This is a genomic window from Undibacterium sp. GW821-FHT07F11, from assembly GCF_059418665.1.
In genome coordinates this window covers 105941-124023 of the sequence record NZ_JBWKQH010000008.1, presented here as the reverse complement: position 1 = coordinate 124023, position 18083 = coordinate 105941, and the positions used below count along the sequence as shown (strand labels likewise).

Below are 18083 nucleotides of genomic sequence, written 5' to 3'. Positions count from 1 at the left end.
CTCAGGGAGGCAGGATCAGCGTGCTATCAGTATATACAACATCAGCACATTGGCGACGATGGACAAGACTGCCAGCATGCGCCAGGTGGCCAGTGGATCGCGCTGAGCCAGGGGTTTGGCTTGCGGGGCGGGCAGGGGATGGGCTGCGCCACGTTCCAGTGCCAGCAAGAATTCTTCTGCTGTTTCAAAACGATCGGCCTCGTCGCGTGCGACGGCTTTGAGCAAGACATTTTCCAGCCAGTGTGGCAAGTCGGGACGATAACGACCTGGTGATGCCGCCTCACCAAATTTGGGGCGCTGGAATGGCTCCACTTCACCATAGGGATAATGGCGCGTCAGCAAATAGTAGAGCGTGACCCCGGTGGCATACAAATCCGTAGACCTTGACGGTGCGGCACCCTGGAATTGTTCCGGTGCCAGAAATGAGGGTGTGCCCGCCATGGTGTGGCTGGCGTTACCCTGGCCATCCTGGCTGTCAAAGCCGGATTGTGCTACGCCGAGGTCAAGAATGCGGATCTCATCATCATCCCCCAGATGCACGTTGGCGGGCTTGATATCCCTGTGCAAGATGCTGCGCCTGTGCAGGGCACCAATGGCGCGTACCAGCTTGCCGCCATAGGCAACTGCTTCTGGTATGGTGAAATGCTGACCGGCTTCCAGCCTTTTTTGCAGGGATGCACCGGCATGCCAGGTCGAGAGATAGTACAGGTAGTTTCTCTGATCAGGAGTGATGACCTGTGGGAAAAAGCGCGCCACGACGCGTTTTGCCAGCCATGCTTCATGCGCGAAGGCAGAGCGTTCTTGCGTATCGTTGGCCTTGTCCGGGTGCAGGGTTTTTAATACCAGTTGCCGGTGATGTGATGGTTCGCTGACACGATACAGTACCGTCGTCAGTGAAGTATGCATGACTTCTTCTATGGCATAACCGTCCAGGGTCTGGCCAGGCTTCATGCGCGGCGGCACGGGCAGGGCATGCAGCTCGCTGATGGCATCGCGCAGTTCACCTTCAGGCAAGGTCTCTACGCGTGCTATCACAGCGCTGCAATTATCTTGCGACCCTGCCTTTAGTGCGGCTGCACATAGTGCTTCGCAGGCGACTTCGCTGCCCAGGCTGCCTGCACTGACTTGCTTCAAAAAATCTGTCAGGTCATATTCGGTCAGGCTGGCCCAGATACCATCACAGGCCAGCAAAAAGACATCATTGACACGCAATTCACCCATGCCATGATCGATGACGAGGTGGCTGTCCAGGCCGATAGCACGGGTCAGGACATGCTGCATCTCTGGCCTGTCCCAGACATGGTCCTGGGTCAGTTTTTGCAGCACACCATCACGCAACAGGTAGCAGCGGGTATCGCCCACGTGGGCGCTGTAATACATGCGCCCCCGCAGGACCAGTGCAGTCATGGTGGTGGCCATGCCTGCCAGCTCACGACGCACTGAGCCTTGCTGCTGTACCCAGCTATTCATGGCAACCAGCACCTTGTCCAGCGCTGTTGTCACTTCCCAGGTATCGGGCGTGGCATAGTAATCGGTGAGCAAGCCACGCACTACATATTCAGCCGCTTCACGTCCGCCTTCATTGCCGGAGACCCCATCGGCTACGGCCAGTACCATGCCCTTGCAGGATAGCTCGGGTTCGCCCGGCGTGACCATGCCGACAAAGTCTTCATTGCGCGGGCGTAAGCCGGCGACGCTGTGATGTCCTGTGCTGACAGTCAGTGGCATATGCGATCGATTAAATTTTTGCTGTAGTCATGGCGGCGGAACCCCAGGTAGTGCGCCAGCGTTTCTTGACCAATGATAAACCCAGCAAGGCGACGATGGCGAGGCTGGCGAAAATTGACAAGCCTATTTGATAGCTACCAGTGATCTGACGTGAATAACCCATACTGGCAGCCAGATAAAAACCACCTATGCCACCGGCCATGCCGACCAGGCCAGTCATGACACCCATCTCTTTACGGAAGCGCTGCGGCACCAGTTGAAATACCGCACCATTACCTGTACCCAGTGCCAGCATGGCAACCACAAATACACATACCGCAGCAGTAGCCGATTGCAAACCTATGGCGGCAATGAACAGGAAGGCAGAAGCGATGCTGTACATGACAGACAGGGTTTTGATACCGCCGATGCGGTCGGCAATACGGCCACCCATGGGACGCACCAGCGAACCGGCAAAGACGCAGGCGGCAGTGAAATAACCAGCCGTCACTGGCGTTAAACCATATTGCGTATTGAAATAAATTGTCAAAGAGGATGCCAGGCCAGAAAAACCACCAAAGGTAACGCTGTAAAAGAACATGAACCACCAGGCGTCTTTGTCTTTCAAGACGGCCAGATATTCAGTCAGGGATTTGCTTGGTGCGTCTCCCGGTGCATCCTTGGCGAAAATCAGATAAACAGCCAGTGCTATAAATAAGGGGATCAGCGCCAGGCCAAACACATTTTGCCAGCCAAAGGCGATTGCCAATGCTGGTGCAAACAGGGCAGCAAAGGCGGTGCCAGAATTACCTGCACCCGCTATCCCCAGAGCAGTGCCCTGGTGTTCAGGAGGATACCAGCGTGATGCCAGCGGTAATGCCACGGCAAAGGCAGAGCCAGCGACACCAAGGATCACGCCGAGGAACAGTAGTTGTTCATACGTATGCAAATTACCCAGCCATGCCCAGCATAAGCCTATCAGTACGACGATTTGCCCTATCAAACCGGCTTTCTTGGGTTTTAAATGATCTACCAATACACCCATCACGATGCGCAATAGAGCGCCAGCTAATAATGGCGTAGCGACGATCAAGCCTTTTTGTGCCGCTGTCAGACCCAGGTCTTTGGAAATCTGGATGGCGAGTGGCCCCAACAATACCCAGACCATGAAACTCAGGTCAAAATAAAAGAAAGATGCCAATAGGGTGGGTGTGTGCCCGGCTTTCCAGAATGATGTTTTTTGCATGGTCGCTCCAATAGTGAACACGCATGCCACTTGCAAGGGACGTGCCATCAAAATGTGCATGCCTTTGCTCTGCTTTATGATTAAAAACAAAACTTACTGCGCGAAAATCGTGCGTCATCTGAATTAAATGGTGCAATGCACCAGAATGGCTTGGTTTTGTATGAGTGCAGTGAGGATTTTGGGCGCATGCTTCAATAAGTGGCATTGCTCTTGCTGCCAACAGAGGAATTCTCAGTTTTTCTTGGTGAAAACCGTATTAATGCGCAGTTAAATTGGTGCAGGCTTATAAAAACATTCTGCCTTTCCCTCTGATAAAAATGAACTGGCATTGCTCTTGCTTAGTGTCTGGGGAGACAAGCAAAGGAGCAGCCATGAAGAAACTTAAGCTAGTGATGGTAGGGAATGGTATGGCAGGTGTGCGTACCCTGGAAGAATTAATCAAGATCGCCCCCGACCTGTATGACATTACCGTATTTGGTGCAGAACCTTATGCCAATTACAACCGCATCCTGCTATCACCTGTATTGGCAGGTGAGCAAACCATCAAAGACATCATGCTCAATGATGTGGATTGGTATGAAGAAAACAATATCACTCTGCACCTGGGCAAAAAAATCGTCAAGATAGACAGGGCACGTCGCCTGGTGATAGCCGAAGATGGCACCCAGACTGAATACGACCGTCTGTTGCTCGCGACAGGTTCCACACCTTTCATGCTGCCCGTGCCTGGCAAAGACCTCAAGGGCGTGATTGCCTACCGCGATATTTACGACACCAATACCATGATAGAGGCGGCAGAAAAGCATACGCACGCTGTCGTCATCGGCGGTGGCCTGCTGGGTCTGGAAGCGGCAAATGGTTTGAAAATGCGCGGCATGAGTGTCTCTGTGGTGCATCTGCCTGGCTGGCTCATGGAGCGTCAGCTTGATCCCGTCGCTGGCAAGATGCTGCAAAAATCGCTGGAAGACCGTGGCCTGAACTTCCTGCTGGAAAAAAATACCGAAGCCATCATTGGTGATGATGCTGGTCATGTCAAATCCATACGCTTTACCGATGGCCTGGAAATCCCTGCACAATTGATCGTCATGGCAGTTGGCATACGCCCCAATACGGCGTTGGCAGAGTCTGCAGGCTTGTATTGCAATCGCGGCATCATCGTCAATGACACCATGCAGACTTATGACCCGCGCATTTACTCTGTTGGTGAATGCGTTAATCATCGCGGCACGGTATATGGCCTGGTTGCCCCTTTGTTTGAAATGGCCAAGGTCTGCGCCAATCACCTGGCGAATTTTGGGATTGGCCGTTACCAGGGTTCAGTCACATCCACCAAACTGAAAGTGACAGGCATCGATCTGTTTTCTGCCGGTGAATTCATGGGTGGCAAAGACACTGAAGAAATCATTTTGTCTGACCCTATAGGTGGTGTTTATAAAAAGCTGGTGGTGAAAGACGACAAGCTCATCGGTGCCTGTCTGTATGGTGATACCGTCGATGGCAGCTGGTATTTCAAACTGCTGCGCGAAGGCAAGAATATTTCCGAAATCCGTGACTCATTGATGTTTGGTGAATCAAATACCGGCGACGTTGGCCACGAAGGTCATACCAAGGCTGCCGCCATGCCAGACGAGGCCGAGGTCTGCGGCTGTAACGGTGTCTGCAAAGGCACCATCGTCAAGGCCATCAAGGAAAAAGGTCTGTTCACACTCGACGATGTGCGCAAGCATACCAAGGCATCGGCGTCCTGTGGTTCCTGTACTGGGCTGGTAGAACAGATCATCATGTTTACTGCCGGTGGTGATTATTCGACGGCGTCTAAAGTCAAGCCCATGTGCGCGTGTACTGATCATAGCCATCAGCAAGTGCGTGATGCCATCAAGGCCAACAAGCTGTTGACGGTCTCCGGCGTGCAGGAATTCATGGAATGGCGCACACCTAATGGTTGCTCCAGCTGTCGTCCGGCCATTAATTATTATCTGATTTCTACCTGGCCACGTGAAGCCAAGGATGATCCGCAATCACGCTTCATCAACGAGCGCTCGCATGCGAATATCCAGAAGGATGGTACTTACTCTGTTATCCCGCGTATGTGGGGCGGTGAAACCAATGCCAGTGAATTGCGCAGGATTGCTGATGTCGTCGATAAATTCAAGATACCGACAGTCAAGGTCACCGGTGGTCAGCGTATTGATTTGTTGGGTGTAAAAAAAGAAGACTTGCGCGCCGTGTGGCAAGACCTGGGCATGCCATCCGGTCTGGCTTATGCCAAGGGTTTGCGTACCGTGAAAACTTGTGTGGGCAGTGAATGGTGCCGTTTTGGTACGCAAAACTCTACCCTCATGGGACAACAGCTGGAACGCGAACTGGCACGCATGTATTCACCGCATAAGGTCAAGTTGGCGGTATCCGGCTGTCCGCGTAATTGTGCCGAGGCAGGTATCAAGGACGTTGGTGTCATTGGTGTTGATTCAGGTTGGGAAATTTATGTAGGCGGCAATGGCGGTATCAAAACCGAAGTCGCACAATTCCTGGTCAAACTGAAAACCCATGAAGAAGTCATGGAGTATACCGGCGCCTTCTTGCAACTGTACCGTGAAGAAGGTTGGTACCTGGAGCGCACCGTACATTACCTGGCCCGCGTCGGTTTGGATTATGTGAAGAAAATCATATTGGAAGACCACGAGCGCCGCAAAGACCTGTATCAACGTTTGCTGTTTGCACTGGAAGGTGAATCTGATCCGTGGCATGAACCAGAAAAAGCCCAGGTCGATACGCGTCAGTTTGAACGCTTGCCAGCATAACGCCATTTTTTGAGAGGAAAAAACATGAGTCATGAATGGCAAGTTATTTGTCGTGTTGAAGATATTCCCGTACTGGGCGCACGCGTGGTTGCGCGTGCCGCCAAACCGGATGTGGCTATTTTCAGGAATACAGAAAACAAGGTCTTTGCTTTGCTGGACAAGTGTCCGCATAAAGGCGGCCCATTGTCACAAGGTATAGTCTTTGGTGAAAGAGTGGCCTGCCCCTTGCATAACTGGAATATCGAATTGGCTTCTGGCTGTGCAATTGCGCCCGATGAAGGATGCACGCAAAAATTCAGCTTGAAAGTGGATGCAGATCAGGTATATCTGGATGCGAATGAATTGCGTACACTTGCAATAGAGGCTTAGAACCTGTTCACGATCTTAAGCGCGAGCGTGATCGGGGGTTCATGTGCTGCTCAAAATGCTCATGTACTAGAGTACATTCCGCTTTTTGCGCTGCTCCTCACTCCCGCTGACGCGCGCTCGCTACATATCGTAAACAGGTTCTTAGAAAAAATGCGCTGCATCACATACTATGGTGATGCAGCGAGCACTTAAAGGCATGTATGACTGAAACCAAATCTACCTGTTGTTATTGCGGCGTTGGTTGCGGTGTAGTGATAGAAAGCGATGGCAAACAAGTGCTGGGTGTGCGCGGTGATGCTGAGCACCCAGCCAATTTTGGCCGTCTGTGCAGCAAAGGCAGTACCTTGCATCTGTCTGCAGATGCAAGAATACAGCAGCAAGTCAGGGCTCTTTATCCTGAAATGCGTGATCCGCTAATGCGTGAAGAGACGCGTCAGCGCAGTGACTGGGATACCGTCATTGCCAGCATGGCGGGCAAGTTTGCGAACACCATCAAGACGCATGGCCCAGATAGTGTGGCATTTTATATTTCTGGTCAGTTGCTGACTGAAGACTATTACGTCTTCAACAAACTCGCCAAGGGTCTGGTAGGCACCAATAATATCGACAGCAATTCGCGTCTCTGCATGTCCAGTGCCGTGGCCGGTTACAAGCAGACCCTAGGTGCCGATGCGCCGCCTGCCTGTTATGAAGATATAGACCTGGCAGAAGTTATTTTTATTGTCGGTTCCAACACGGCTTACGCACATCCGATTTTGTATCGCCGCCTGGAGCAGGCGAGGGAAAAAAATCCAAACCTGAAAGTGATAGTCGCTGATCCGCGCCGTACTGATACCGCGCGTGAAGCAGATTTATTCCTGCCTATCTTGCCAGGCACCGATGTTGCCCTGTTCAACGGCATGTTGCATCTGTGTCTTTGGGAAGACCTGATTGATCTGGGGTATATCCAGGAACATACCGAAGGCTTTACCGAACTCAAGAAAACTGTGCGTGATTACACGCCTGCGGCTGTCGCCAAAACCTGTGGCATCAAGGAAGCTGACCTGGTACAGGCAGCGCGCTGGTTTGGCCAGTCCAAAGCCAGCCTGTCACTGTATTGCCAGGGGCTCAATCAATCATCTGCCGGTACCGCAAAAAATGCTGCCCTGATCAATCTGCACTTGGCTACCCATCAAATTGGCAAGCCAGGTGCCGGGCCGTTTTCTCTCACTGGGCAGCCAAATGCCATGGGCGGACGTGAAGTCGGTGGCATGGCCAATCTGATGTCGGGCCACCGCGACCTTGCCAATGCTGAACACAGGGCGGAAATTGCCGCCTACTGGGGTGTAGACGATGTACCCGCCACACCGGGCAAAACCGCAGTAGAAATGTTTGAGGCAGTCCGGCAGGGGGAGATCAAGATCATCTGGATAGTCTGCACCAATCCCGCTCAATCCATGCCTGAGCAAAATCTCATACGCGAAGCCCTGCAAAAAGCTGAGCTGGTGATCGTGCAAGAAGCTTATGCAAGCACCGCCACCGTACCTTACGCCGACATACTTTTGCCAGCCAGCACCTGGGCAGAGAAAACTGGCACCGTCACCAACTCAGAACGCCGCATATCCCGTGTGCGCCCCGTCATACCGGCACCTGGCGAAGCAAAACACGATTGGCAAATCGCCAGTCAGTTTGCGCAGGCACTGGCCCCTTTGCTGGGCAAGTCGCCAGCAAACTTCAGGTACGGCAGCGACGAACAAGTCTGGAACGAACACCGCGACAGTACCCGTGGCCGTGACCTCGATATCACCGGCTTGTCATACGCCATACTGGAACAGCAGGGGCCACAGCAATGGCCTTATCCGGCTGGTGCCAGCGCTGGCAAACAGCGTTTGTATGAAGATGGTATCTTCCCTACGCCAAATGGTCGCGCACGTTTCGTCAATACCGTGTATCAGCCTGTCAAGGACGCAGTTGATGCACGCTACCCATTTTCCTTGAACACTGGTCGCCTGCGCGATCAATGGCATGGCATGAGCCGTACGGGTACTGTCGCACAGTTGTTTGCCCACGTGGCTGAACCTGGCATTTGCATGGAGGCCACAGACATGCAGAGGCGCTTCCTCAAAGCGGGTGACCTGGTGCATGTCAGCAGCCGCCGTGGCACTGTTATTTTGCCGGTAGTTGAAAGTGATGAGCAGCGCGCTGGCCAGGTTTTCATCGCCATGCACTGGGGTGAAGAGTATGTATCTGGCCGTGGTCATGCCAGGAACGCCAGCTATGGCGTGAATGCATTGACTTCACCGGCAATCGATCCCAGTTCAAAACAACCAGAACTGAAAGCCGCTGCCGTCAAGATTTTGAAAGCAGAATTGCCATGGCGTTTCGTGGTATTCGCCTGGCTGGATAGTGAAGAAGCTTATGCCGTCCAAACTGTCTTACGCCCTTACATGCGCGAGTTTGCCTATGCATCCTGCACACCATTTGGCCGTGACAAAGTGGGAGTGATCTTCCGTGCTGCGAATGAGGAAGCGGTAGCAACTGAAATTCTGGAAAAAATCGAGCAGCTGTTTGGCATACAGGGCGCGGATGTCTTGCGTTATGACGATAAGCGCCGCAGTGTTTCGCGCCATATCCTGGTGAAAGGCGGCAGTCTTGCTGCTGTGGCGCTGGCAGGGGACGTTTCTGCCGAAAGCTGGCTCAAGGACTTCCTGCAGGCACAGGAGCCAGTCGCCAGACTGGGCCGTCTCTTGCTCATGCCAAGTAACACCGCACCGCAGGGTTTTGCCGCGCGCGGCAAAGTGGTTTGCAGCTGCCTGAATGTGACTGATACCGAAATCAATAAGGCGCTTGGTAACATGGATGGTTTGCCAGCCGATATCCTGACTGGTTTGCAGGCTAAACTCAAATGCGGTACGAATTGCGGATCTTGTGTACCTGAGCTCAAAAAAATGATCAGCCTCAACATGCAAGAGAAAGTAGCATAAAAGAACATGAAGATAGAAAGAATAGATCCAGCTTCAGAGGCCGCAGGCAGATTGATAGCCATGTCTGATGCTTATATGGCTGCATTGTATCCAGCCGAGAGTAATCACTTGTTAAGCGTGGACGCATTAGTGCAAGATAATGTGATTTTTCTCGGTTGTCACATAGACGGACAACTGGCTGCCTGTGGTGCTGTGACTATTCTGTTTGATGACGATGAACAACTAAGTTATGGTGAAATCAAGCGGGTGTTTGTACCTGAAGAATTCCGCGGCAGGGGTTTGTCCAAGCACATCATGCGTGCGCTGGAAGATTACTTGCTGGACCAGGATATCCGCGTAGCCCGGCTGGAAACCGGTATCAGGCAGCCTGAGGCGCTGGGCTTGTATTTCCGCCTTGGATATGCAGAAAGGGCTGCTTTTGCTGATTATGAAGAAGACCCTTTGAGCGTCTTCATGGAAAAAATCTTATCTGCCTGAACCCTCAGACCCTCAAGCGGTTTGTCTGCGTAAACTCAGCAACATCGTCCCGAAGGTGATGAAGGCCGCGCCGACTATGCGGTTAATCCACTTCACAAAACGCGGCTTGACCAGCACATGCATGGCACGCGCAGCCAGTTGGGCATACATCAGATGGGTCAGGTAAGACAGGCTCATGAAGATCGCCATCAATGCAAAAAACTGTGGCGCCAGAGCTTCACCTGGCGTAATGAAGTGTGGGAACAAGGCTGTAAAAAACATCAGGGCTTTGGGATTGGTAGCCGCTGTCAAGAAGGCTTCTGAAAATAATTTACGGGGACGTGGCTGCTTATCTGCATGCCCGTTCTGGACACCATGTGTCAACGCACTACTCTTTCCAAACAACTGTTTTGCACCGATATAAAACAGGTAGATCGCACCGATGATCTTGACGGCAGTAAACAGCATGGCTGACGAATTCAGCAATGCACCCAGGCCGAGGAAGGCAGTAGTGGACAGGCAAAAGATGCCGCACACATTGCCAAAGGCTGACCACATGACAGCGCGCGTGCCATAACTTGCGCCGTTTTTTAAAGACAGCAAAGTGGCGGGGCCGGGGCTGAGTATAGCCAGGCTGGCCATGGCGGTAAAGGCAAGCAGGGTTTGGGTTTGCATCGCTAGTTCCTGGTTTGATTAAAAAATGTCGTTCTATGTCATCTTTGCGCCAGTGGCTTGTCGTACCGGGATACCGGCAGGGTCAAAATCCTCCAGACAATAGACATTGATACCAAAATTATCTGGCGTCACGCGCTTGCGATGAAAAGGATAAATGCCGCAAGTCTTGCAAAAATAATGATGGGCGGTGTTGGTGTGAAACCGGTATTCGCTCAATGATTCCGTGCCCGCCAGCAGCTTGAATTTGCTTTCATGCACTTTGACCATCAAGGCATTTTTGCGGCGACAGATAGAACAGTCGCACATCGTCAGCTCAGGAAAATCCGTCTCTATTTCAAAACGCACAGCACCGCAGTGGCAACTGCCCTGATATTTTTGCATGGGGCGGGAACCTGTTATTTGCATTTTTTGCTACTCCTGAGTCTTCATTAATATTCATCTTAGAGCATGGCAGACCAGGTGTACCGGTACAATTCTCTGCAAGATACTGTGCTGCCATGGTCAATTCACCATGACAATTCTGTGTATATTTATTTAAGCTTGCTGCAAAGCCTTGTCTGCCTGTTTCAGGTGTGTCCAAATGTAAGCCATACCTTGGTATCGTTGTAATGATTTGGCAATAGACTTATCATGCCGGGTCTGCTCAGCAACACTGTGCTCCGTTTATTTTTCAACCATCTCATGCAAGCCATTCTTCAGACTATGACCGCACATCGATATATCAGTACTGGCGGCCAATAATCATGCAGAATTCTTTTTTTGGAAGACCTGTAGTTTCAAGAATATCGCTGATTGCTGCCTGTATTGCTTTGGCGTGGTTAAAGCCAGCTTCCGTGTTTGCAAATGATCTGCCTGTGGTACAGACTGTCGCCAGGGATGTGATGATCAGGGAGTTTCAATTCAATGGCAACGCAGTCATCAGTACTGCAGAACTGCAGGGCATGTCGGCAGCCTATCTCGGCAAGCGCACCACTTATGCTGACCTGGAAGAATTGCGCACCCGTATTTCGCGCCTGTATGCAGAACGTGGTTACCTCAATTCTGGGGCCGTTCTGGTCGTGGCAGACGGTAGTGAACCTTTTCCATCAGGCATAGTCAGCATACGTTTGATAGAAGGACGCATTTCTGAAGTCCGGCTAAAAGGTGAAGAAAGGCTGCGGCCAGCTTATTTGCAGCAGCGCTTGCTCCAGGATGATGAAGTGTTCAATATGCCAGTCTTGCAGCAGCGTTTCCAGCTCTTGCTGACTGATCCGCTGTTTGAAAAAATCAATAGCCGCATCATCCCCGGTGACAAGCCCGGTACTGCGATACTGGACATCGATGTCATACGCGCCAAAGCCTATGGCATGAATATCTATACCAACAATTACCGTGCGCCTTCGATAGGATCAGAAGTGCTGGGCATGTCAGGCTGGGTGCGCAATCTGAGTGGTTATGGTGATTATCTGGATGCCAGTATCGCTCATAGCGAAGGTGCTGACCCAGTACATCTTGGATGGACCATGCCGGTAAATAGCCGTGGCACTGCACTGAAGCTCAGCCTTGATAAAGGCAGCTCCTCTGTTGTTGGTGAATCCATGGCAGCTATTGATATAAAGAGCCGTAGCTCGGGTTATGAACTGGGCATGAGCCAGACTTTGGTCAATAGTCTGCAAACAAAAATCGAGTTCGGTCTCAGCTATAGCCAGCGCGATAGCCAGACCAGTTTATTGGGCGAGGCATTCTCCTTCACGCCCGGCGAGCCTGATGGTTATTCAAAAACCAAAGTAGTACGCTTTTCCCAGGAATGGACAGAACGCTGGGAAACCCAGGCGCTGGCTTTGCGCAGTGTGTTTGCTTTTGGCCACAATAATATAGACGGCAGTGATACCAGCTTGCAGGTACCTGATCAGCATTACCGCATCTGGACAGGGCAATTGCAGTATGTCAAAAACCTCGGCAAGACTGGTGATCAAATCATCTTGCGCGCTTCTGCGCAGCAAACACCAGATCGATTATTGCCTATGGAAAGATTCTCGCTAGGCGGTGTTGCTACTGTGCGTGGCTATAGGGAAAACGCTGTCGTACGCGACCGTGTCTGGTTGCTGAATGCAGAATACCATTACTCCTTGCCAGTCTGGCTGGAAGCCGGACACAAATTCAAGCTCATTGCTTTTACTGATCTGGCGACAGCCAGCAACCAGGGTGAGGTTGCACAAAGACTGGCTTCGATAGGCGTGGGCATGAACTGGCAATGGCAAAACTGGGCTGCCGACTTGTTCCTGGCCAGGAAGCTTGTCAGTCTGCCGGGGCAGAGCAATGGCAATTTGCAAGACCATGGTGTGCATGCCCAATTGACTTACCATTTATTTTGAGAGTGTGGCATATGCGTAACAAATTTGCCTCACCAGCCAAATGCATCTTGATTGCCAGTGTGCTGGCAATGTCTATCCACATGCTTGCATCTGCAAGCGATGTTGCGCTGGATCAGGGGTTGCATGAGTGTGCCAGCGGTAGTTATACGCAGGCACTGTCGGCTTTGCAAACTGCTTACGCCAGGGCTGATCAGACAGCAGATAAAGTCAAGGCCGCGTCTGCACTGGCGCAGACTTATGTGCAAATGCATCAGATTGCCAAGGCAGAGCCCTACCTGGTATTTGCCTTTGATCATGCCAGCAATAAACTGGACAAGGCTGGCTATGCAATTGATGTTGGCAACTGGCAGCAGCAACAGGGGCATGCAGAGCAGGCGCGCTACTACTACGATGCGGCGTTGCAATTGGCTGATTCTGATGCCGCAATCGCAATCAGTGTCGGACTGAACCGGCAAAAGCTGGAAGCAAAAAAACAGACCCCGGCAGCCAGCCTGAAAAACCTGCAGGCATTGTGGCAAGGTCTGCAGCGAGCAGGAGAGCAGCCACATGCTGCCCGCTATAGTTTGAATCTTGGTGCGCAAGCCAAGCCTTTTGGCGCAGAGGGACAAAGCCTGGCTTTTCAGGCTTTTGACTATGCACGTAAACTCTCTGCAAAGCAGGGCCAGGCAAGATTGCAACTGGAAGCACTGGACCAGCTTGCACAGCTTTACGAAGATGCACATCGTTATGATGATGCCCTGGCATTGACTGACCAGGCCTTGCTGGCTTCACAGGGACTGGAAGCGCATGACTTGCTCATCAATATCGAATGGCGTCATGGCCGCATCTTGCGGGCGCAAGTAAAAAATACTGAGGCAATCGCCGCCTATCAAAGAGCGCTCGACCATATAGAAGTCATACGCACTGACATACCGGTCGAATATCAGGATGGTCGTTCTTCTTTCCGTGCAACTCTGGAGCCTGTGTATCTGGGTCTTGCAGATTTGTTACTGCAGACATCTGCGCGATTGAATGATGACCAAAAAAATGCACAATTGCGCCGCGCCCGCGATGTGCTGGAATTGCTCAAGCAAACCGAATTGCAGGACTATCTGGGTGACCGCTGTGCTGTTGATAACGCCAGGGCCAATCGTAAGAACAATAAGAATGATGTGATCGCTCATGACACAGCAATACTCTATCCCATCATCTTGCCCGACAGGCTGGAGCTTTTGCTGGAAACAAGCAAGGGTATGTACAGCCATAGCATACCTATGTCTGCAGCAAAGATGCGCGCCGACGTGCTCGATTTTGGTGTTGTACTGAAAGAGAATCTTTCTTTTAAACCGCAGGCAAAGCATCTGTATCAGGCCTTGCTGGCGCCAGTTGATGCCGAACTCTCTCAGCAGGGCATACGCACATTGGTTATTGTCCCAGATGGTGTATTGCGCCTTTTACCTTTTGCGGCCTTGCATGATGGCCAGCAATTTGCCATAGAAAAATATGCGATAGCGGTTGTACCTGCTTTGAGCCTCACCAATACCAGCGTTCGCAACCTTGGCGATACTGCATATAAAACGCTGCTGGCAGGCATGAGCGAGCCTGGTGCTGTTGTTGATAAATTGCCCGGCACCATGGTTGAGCAATTGCTGGCAGCTAATCCACAAACGACAGCAAATGGCAGGCAAGTTGCCAGAGCCGTGCTGACGCGCAGCCTGCGTAATATCCCCAAGGCAAGCGAAGCCGCTATCCTGAATAAGCCAGTCCAGCATCAGCAACTGCAGCAAATGCTGGCGCTGGCTGGTGTTGATGAAGAAATCCGTACGCTGGAAAAACTGACTATTAGCCAGACTTTGCTGAATGCGAATTTTACCGTTGCAGCATTCAGCCAGAAGGTCAGGACGGGTGATTACCAGATTGTGCACATCGCTTCACATGGTGTGTTTGGCGGCACTGCCGACAGCACCTTTGTCATGGCGCATGATGATCTGATCACCATGGATAATCTGCAAGGATTTTTACGGTCAGGTGGTATGAAAAATCAGGAACTGGAGTTATTGACACTGTCGGCCTGTGAAACGGCAGAAGGTGATGACAGGGCACCGCTGGGCTTGAGTGGAGCGGCTCTAAAAGCCAGGGCCAGGAGTGCGCTGGGTTCATTGTGGCCTGTATCTGATGATGCGGCGACTTTGCTGATGGGCCAGTTTTACCGTCGCCTGGCAGAACCTGCCACCAGCAAGGCGCAGGCCTTGCAAAAGGCGCAGTTGGAATTGATGAAGAATAATCAGTTCAGTCATCCATTTTATTGGGCACCATTCATCATGGTAGGGAGCTGGTTATGAAGACTAAGCGATTGCATAAGGTGGACTTGCTCAGGTTAAGCCTTCTCAGAGTAAGCTTGTCCTTGGCTTTTGGGAGTATTCCTGTATTTGCTTACGCCGGTGCCACCACTGACGGCACCGTTGGTGCCGTACAAAACCTGAGTGGCAATTTCGTCGTCCCACAAAGTCTGGGTACGACCAAGGGTGGTAATTTATTTCATAGCTTTAAAAACTTCAGTATAGAAAATGGTGAATCGGCCACATTTACCACTTCGACGGCTTTGCAAAATGTAATAGCCCGCGTCACTGGCGGCGTAGCCTCGAATATAAATGGTTTGTTGAAACTCAGTGCAACTGCGGGTAACCAGCCGCATTTTTATTTCATCAATCCTGCTGGTGTGATTGTTGGTGCAGGGGCTGCCATTGATGTACCTGCAGGTTTGCATATCAGTACAGCAGATTATGTGAAATTTGCAGATGGGAATTTTTATGTCGATACGGCAAAAGCCAGCACCCTGTCCGCTGCCGCGCCTGAAGCTTTTGGATTTTTGGGAAATACTTCTGCCACTCTTGAATTCAAAAATGGCGCAACAGTTAATGTCCGCCCGCAACAGGCGCTGACGCTGGCTGCTGGCGATATCGCTATCAATGACGCAAGCTTGCTCGCACCCGGCGCAACAGTGCGCGTGGCTGCCATAGGCAAGGGCAAGTTGGAAGTTGGCTTTAATGGTGAGTTGCCCAAGGCGGATGGCAAATTGAGTATAGTCAATGGTGGCAGTCTCAATGCATCGGTGAGTGGTAATGTCGATGGAGCTCAGGTGCGTATACAGGCAGGTGATATTCTTGTCGACGGACAAGATGCACGCAAACCTACCGGCATTTTCAGCAATGCTAACGATGGTGGTGCAAAGTCGGGCGATATTCTTATCGCGGCAAACCAACAGCTCAGCATAGTCAATGCTGGCCGTATTTCCACTTCTACCTTCAGTTCTGGCACTGCCGGTTCCATCAGGCTTGATGCAGCCAATGTCAGTATGGATGGCAAGGGACAAGTGACAGGTATTTTCAGCCAGGCTAACGAAGCTTATGGCAATGCGGGCAATCTTGACATCAATGTGGCAGGCAAACTCAATATCCTGAATGGCGCAGTCATTTCTTCATCCAGCTATACATCGGGCAATGCTGGCAATGTGCGTGTGAACGCCAGTGAAATAATGCTCGACGGGGCAGAGGCCAATGGCCCTTATACAGGTTTGCTCAGCACCACCAATAAAGGAACGGGAAATGCAGGCAATGTTGAGGCCATAGTCAAAGGCAAGCTCAGCATATTGAATAGCGCACAAATCTCTTCTGCCACTTATGCGGCAGGGCAGGGTGCCGATGTCAAAGTCAGTGCTGCAGAATTGCTGATCAATGGCAATGGCATTTCTACCGGCATTAACAGTATTTCTGGTGCTGTTGGCAATGCCGGTAATGTCAGCGTCAATGTCAGTGGAGCCACCACCATTTTTTCTGAAGGTGGTATTTCAACTTCCGCATTTGATGCAGGTCAGGCTGGCAAGATCAGGTTTGTTGGCAATAGCCTGCACATTGATGGTCAGGGCTTGGAGGCGGGCATCTATAGCGACGCCGGTGATTTTCGTGCTTCTGCCAATTTCCGTGGCGGGAACGGTGGTGATATTGATGTCAGCGTGGCTGACAAGTTATCACTGGCTGGTGGCGGGCGGATCTCGACTACTACGTACACGCGCGGCAATAGTGGTTCTATTAATGTGGCTGCCAATACCCTGGCTCTGGATGGTGACGGCAGTGGCATCCTTGCTGAGACCATAGGTGTGGGTAATGCTGGCAATATTGCAGTCAAAACCAATCAGTCCATACAGATGCAAGATGGTGCGAGAATATCTTCTGCCACCCGCTTTGTGGGTAATGGTGGCAGCGTCAAAATTGATGCTGCCAGTCTTGATGTCAATGGCAAGGGAGCGGCGACAGGTATCTATAGTGATGCTGGTACGCAGGCGCAAGGCAATGCCGGTAATGTTGATGTCAATATCACTGGTAATCTGTCATTGAAGGATGGCGGTCAGATATCGTCAGCGACGATCAGTTACACCACCGGTTCGGCTGGTACCGTGAAAGTGAATGCCGCCAGCATCAGTCTGGATGGCAAGCTCAGCAATCCCATCAAGGAAGATGACGTTAATGCGAAGATTCTGAGTACGGGTATCCTCAGCAGCGCTAATGCAGGTGGTGAATCTACCAGCAGGTCAGTCGGCAATGCCGGTGCGGTGAATGTCACTGCGGGCCAACTGCAGATGGGCAATGGCGCACAAATTTCATCGAGTGCTTATGCCAATGGCAAGGCTGGTGAAGTCAATGTCAATGCAGGTAAGATTCGTGTGGACAGCAATGCCATCATCAGTTCAGAAGCTGGTGCTGCATCCAGCGGTTATACAGGTAATGTGAATATCAAGGCGACCGATAGCCTGGATATGAATCAGGGCATACTGTCGATACGCAATGCTGCCCAGGTCAGCGCCGACAAATTGCCTGTCAAAACCCTGCTGGCAATTGATGCCTCGGATATCACGTTGCAGCAGGCGCAAATCACTGCCTCTGCCAGCGGCAATGCGGCTGCCAGTGATATTCGTCTCAACTATGCTCACCGCCTGCTTGCAAAAAATAGTAATATCAACACCAGTGCCTTTGAAGGGAATGGCGGTGGTATCAATGTCCATGGTAAAGGCGCTTTGATACTTGAGCGCTCACAAATCACCACTTCCGTTACGGGTTTGCAGACAGGCAATGGTGGCGATATCAGCATCAGTGCACCAGCCTTGATACTGCGTAGCGGTTTTGTGCAGGCAAATACTGCGGCCAAGGCTGCCAGTGGCGGTAACGTGAACATACAGGTGAACGCCACCATCGCCAGTGGCAATCAGTTGCTGCTTGGCGGTGCGCCGCAAAAATTTGATGGTAGCGGCAAGAATTTGATACAGGCTGCAGCACCTGATGGGGTGAATGGACTTGTCAGCTTGAGTAGCCCGCAAGTCGATTTCTCTGCCAGTCTGGTGAATTTGAATGCGCAAGCATATGAGTTTGCAGACCTGGCAGCCGATTTGTGCAGGCTGGGTAGTGGCAGTTCATTGAGTCTGGTCGGACGGGGTGGCTTATTGCCCACCGCGACGAGTTTGTTGAGATATTGAGTTGCC

11 protein-coding genes are annotated in these 18083 nt (G+C 51.5%); 7 read left to right on the top strand and 4 right to left on the bottom strand.

From position 1 onward, the window contains the following. Positions 1–15: 15 nt before the first annotated feature. The gene (locus tag AC07OI_RS20225) at positions 16–1728 is read right to left on the bottom strand and encodes a bifunctional protein-serine/threonine kinase/phosphatase (protein ID WP_495258501.1); all 1713 of its coding nucleotides are present in this window, start codon (positions 1726–1728) and stop codon (positions 16–18) included. Between the two features lie 10 nt (positions 1729–1738). After that, the gene (locus tag AC07OI_RS20220) at positions 1739–2953 is read right to left on the bottom strand and encodes a nitrate/nitrite transporter (RefSeq protein ID WP_492706650.1); all 1215 of its coding nucleotides are present in this window, start codon (positions 2951–2953) and stop codon (positions 1739–1741) included. Positions 2954–3324: 371 nt separating this feature from the next. Here AC07OI_RS20220 and nirB point away from each other — a divergent pair, with 371 nt between their 5' ends. The 4 genes from nirB (at position 3325) to AC07OI_RS20200 (ending at position 9563) form a co-directional block, all read left to right on the top strand. Next, the gene (gene nirB / locus AC07OI_RS20215; RefSeq protein ID WP_492706652.1) at positions 3325–5754 is read left to right on the top strand and encodes a nitrite reductase large subunit NirB; all 2430 of its coding nucleotides are present in this window, start codon (positions 3325–3327) and stop codon (positions 5752–5754) included. A 24-nt stretch (positions 5755–5778) separates the two neighbouring features. Then, a complete protein-coding gene (gene nirD, locus AC07OI_RS20210) occupies positions 5779–6123 on the top strand; it encodes a nitrite reductase small subunit NirD (RefSeq protein ID WP_492706654.1) in 345 nt (114 codons plus the stop codon). 200 nt (positions 6124–6323) lie between these two features. Next, the gene (locus AC07OI_RS20205) at positions 6324–9086 is read left to right on the top strand and encodes a nitrate reductase (protein WP_495258500.1); all 2763 of its coding nucleotides are present in this window, start codon (positions 6324–6326) and stop codon (positions 9084–9086) included. A 6-nt stretch (positions 9087–9092) separates the two neighbouring features. Continuing rightward, positions 9093–9563: a GNAT family N-acetyltransferase gene (locus tag AC07OI_RS20200; RefSeq protein ID WP_495258499.1), complete on the top strand. Its 471-nt coding sequence runs from the start codon at positions 9093–9095 to the stop codon at positions 9561–9563. A gap of 12 nt (positions 9564–9575) precedes the next feature. On the opposite strand, the gene AC07OI_RS20195 is transcribed toward AC07OI_RS20200, so the two are convergent. Then, positions 9576–10217, bottom strand: a complete 642-nt coding sequence (locus tag AC07OI_RS20195) for a LysE family translocator (RefSeq protein WP_492706660.1) — start codon at positions 10215–10217, stop codon at positions 9576–9578. Positions 10218–10250: 33 nt separating this feature from the next. Then, positions 10251–10622, bottom strand: a complete 372-nt coding sequence (locus AC07OI_RS20190) for a GFA family protein (protein WP_495258498.1) — start codon at positions 10620–10622, stop codon at positions 10251–10253. A gap of 428 nt (positions 10623–11050) precedes the next feature. Between AC07OI_RS20190 and AC07OI_RS20185 the strand changes: the two genes are divergently transcribed. Genes AC07OI_RS20185 through AC07OI_RS20175 form a run of 3 tightly spaced genes read left to right on the top strand, consistent with a single transcriptional unit; the run spans position 11051 to position 18077 of the window. Next, positions 11051–12571 (top strand): ShlB/FhaC/HecB family hemolysin secretion/activation protein, encoded by a 1521-nt coding sequence (locus AC07OI_RS20185; RefSeq protein WP_495258497.1) that lies wholly within the window; start codon positions 11051–11053, stop codon positions 12569–12571. An 11-nt stretch (positions 12572–12582) separates the two neighbouring features. Continuing rightward, the gene (locus AC07OI_RS20180; protein WP_495258496.1) at positions 12583–14892 is read left to right on the top strand and encodes a CHAT domain-containing protein; all 2310 of its coding nucleotides are present in this window, start codon (positions 12583–12585) and stop codon (positions 14890–14892) included. A gap of 56 nt (positions 14893–14948) precedes the next feature. Beyond that, on the top strand, positions 14949–18077 hold the full coding sequence (locus AC07OI_RS20175; protein WP_495258495.1) for a beta strand repeat-containing protein: 3129 nt from the start codon (positions 14949–14951) through the stop codon (positions 18075–18077). Positions 18078–18083: the final 6 nt, after the last annotated feature.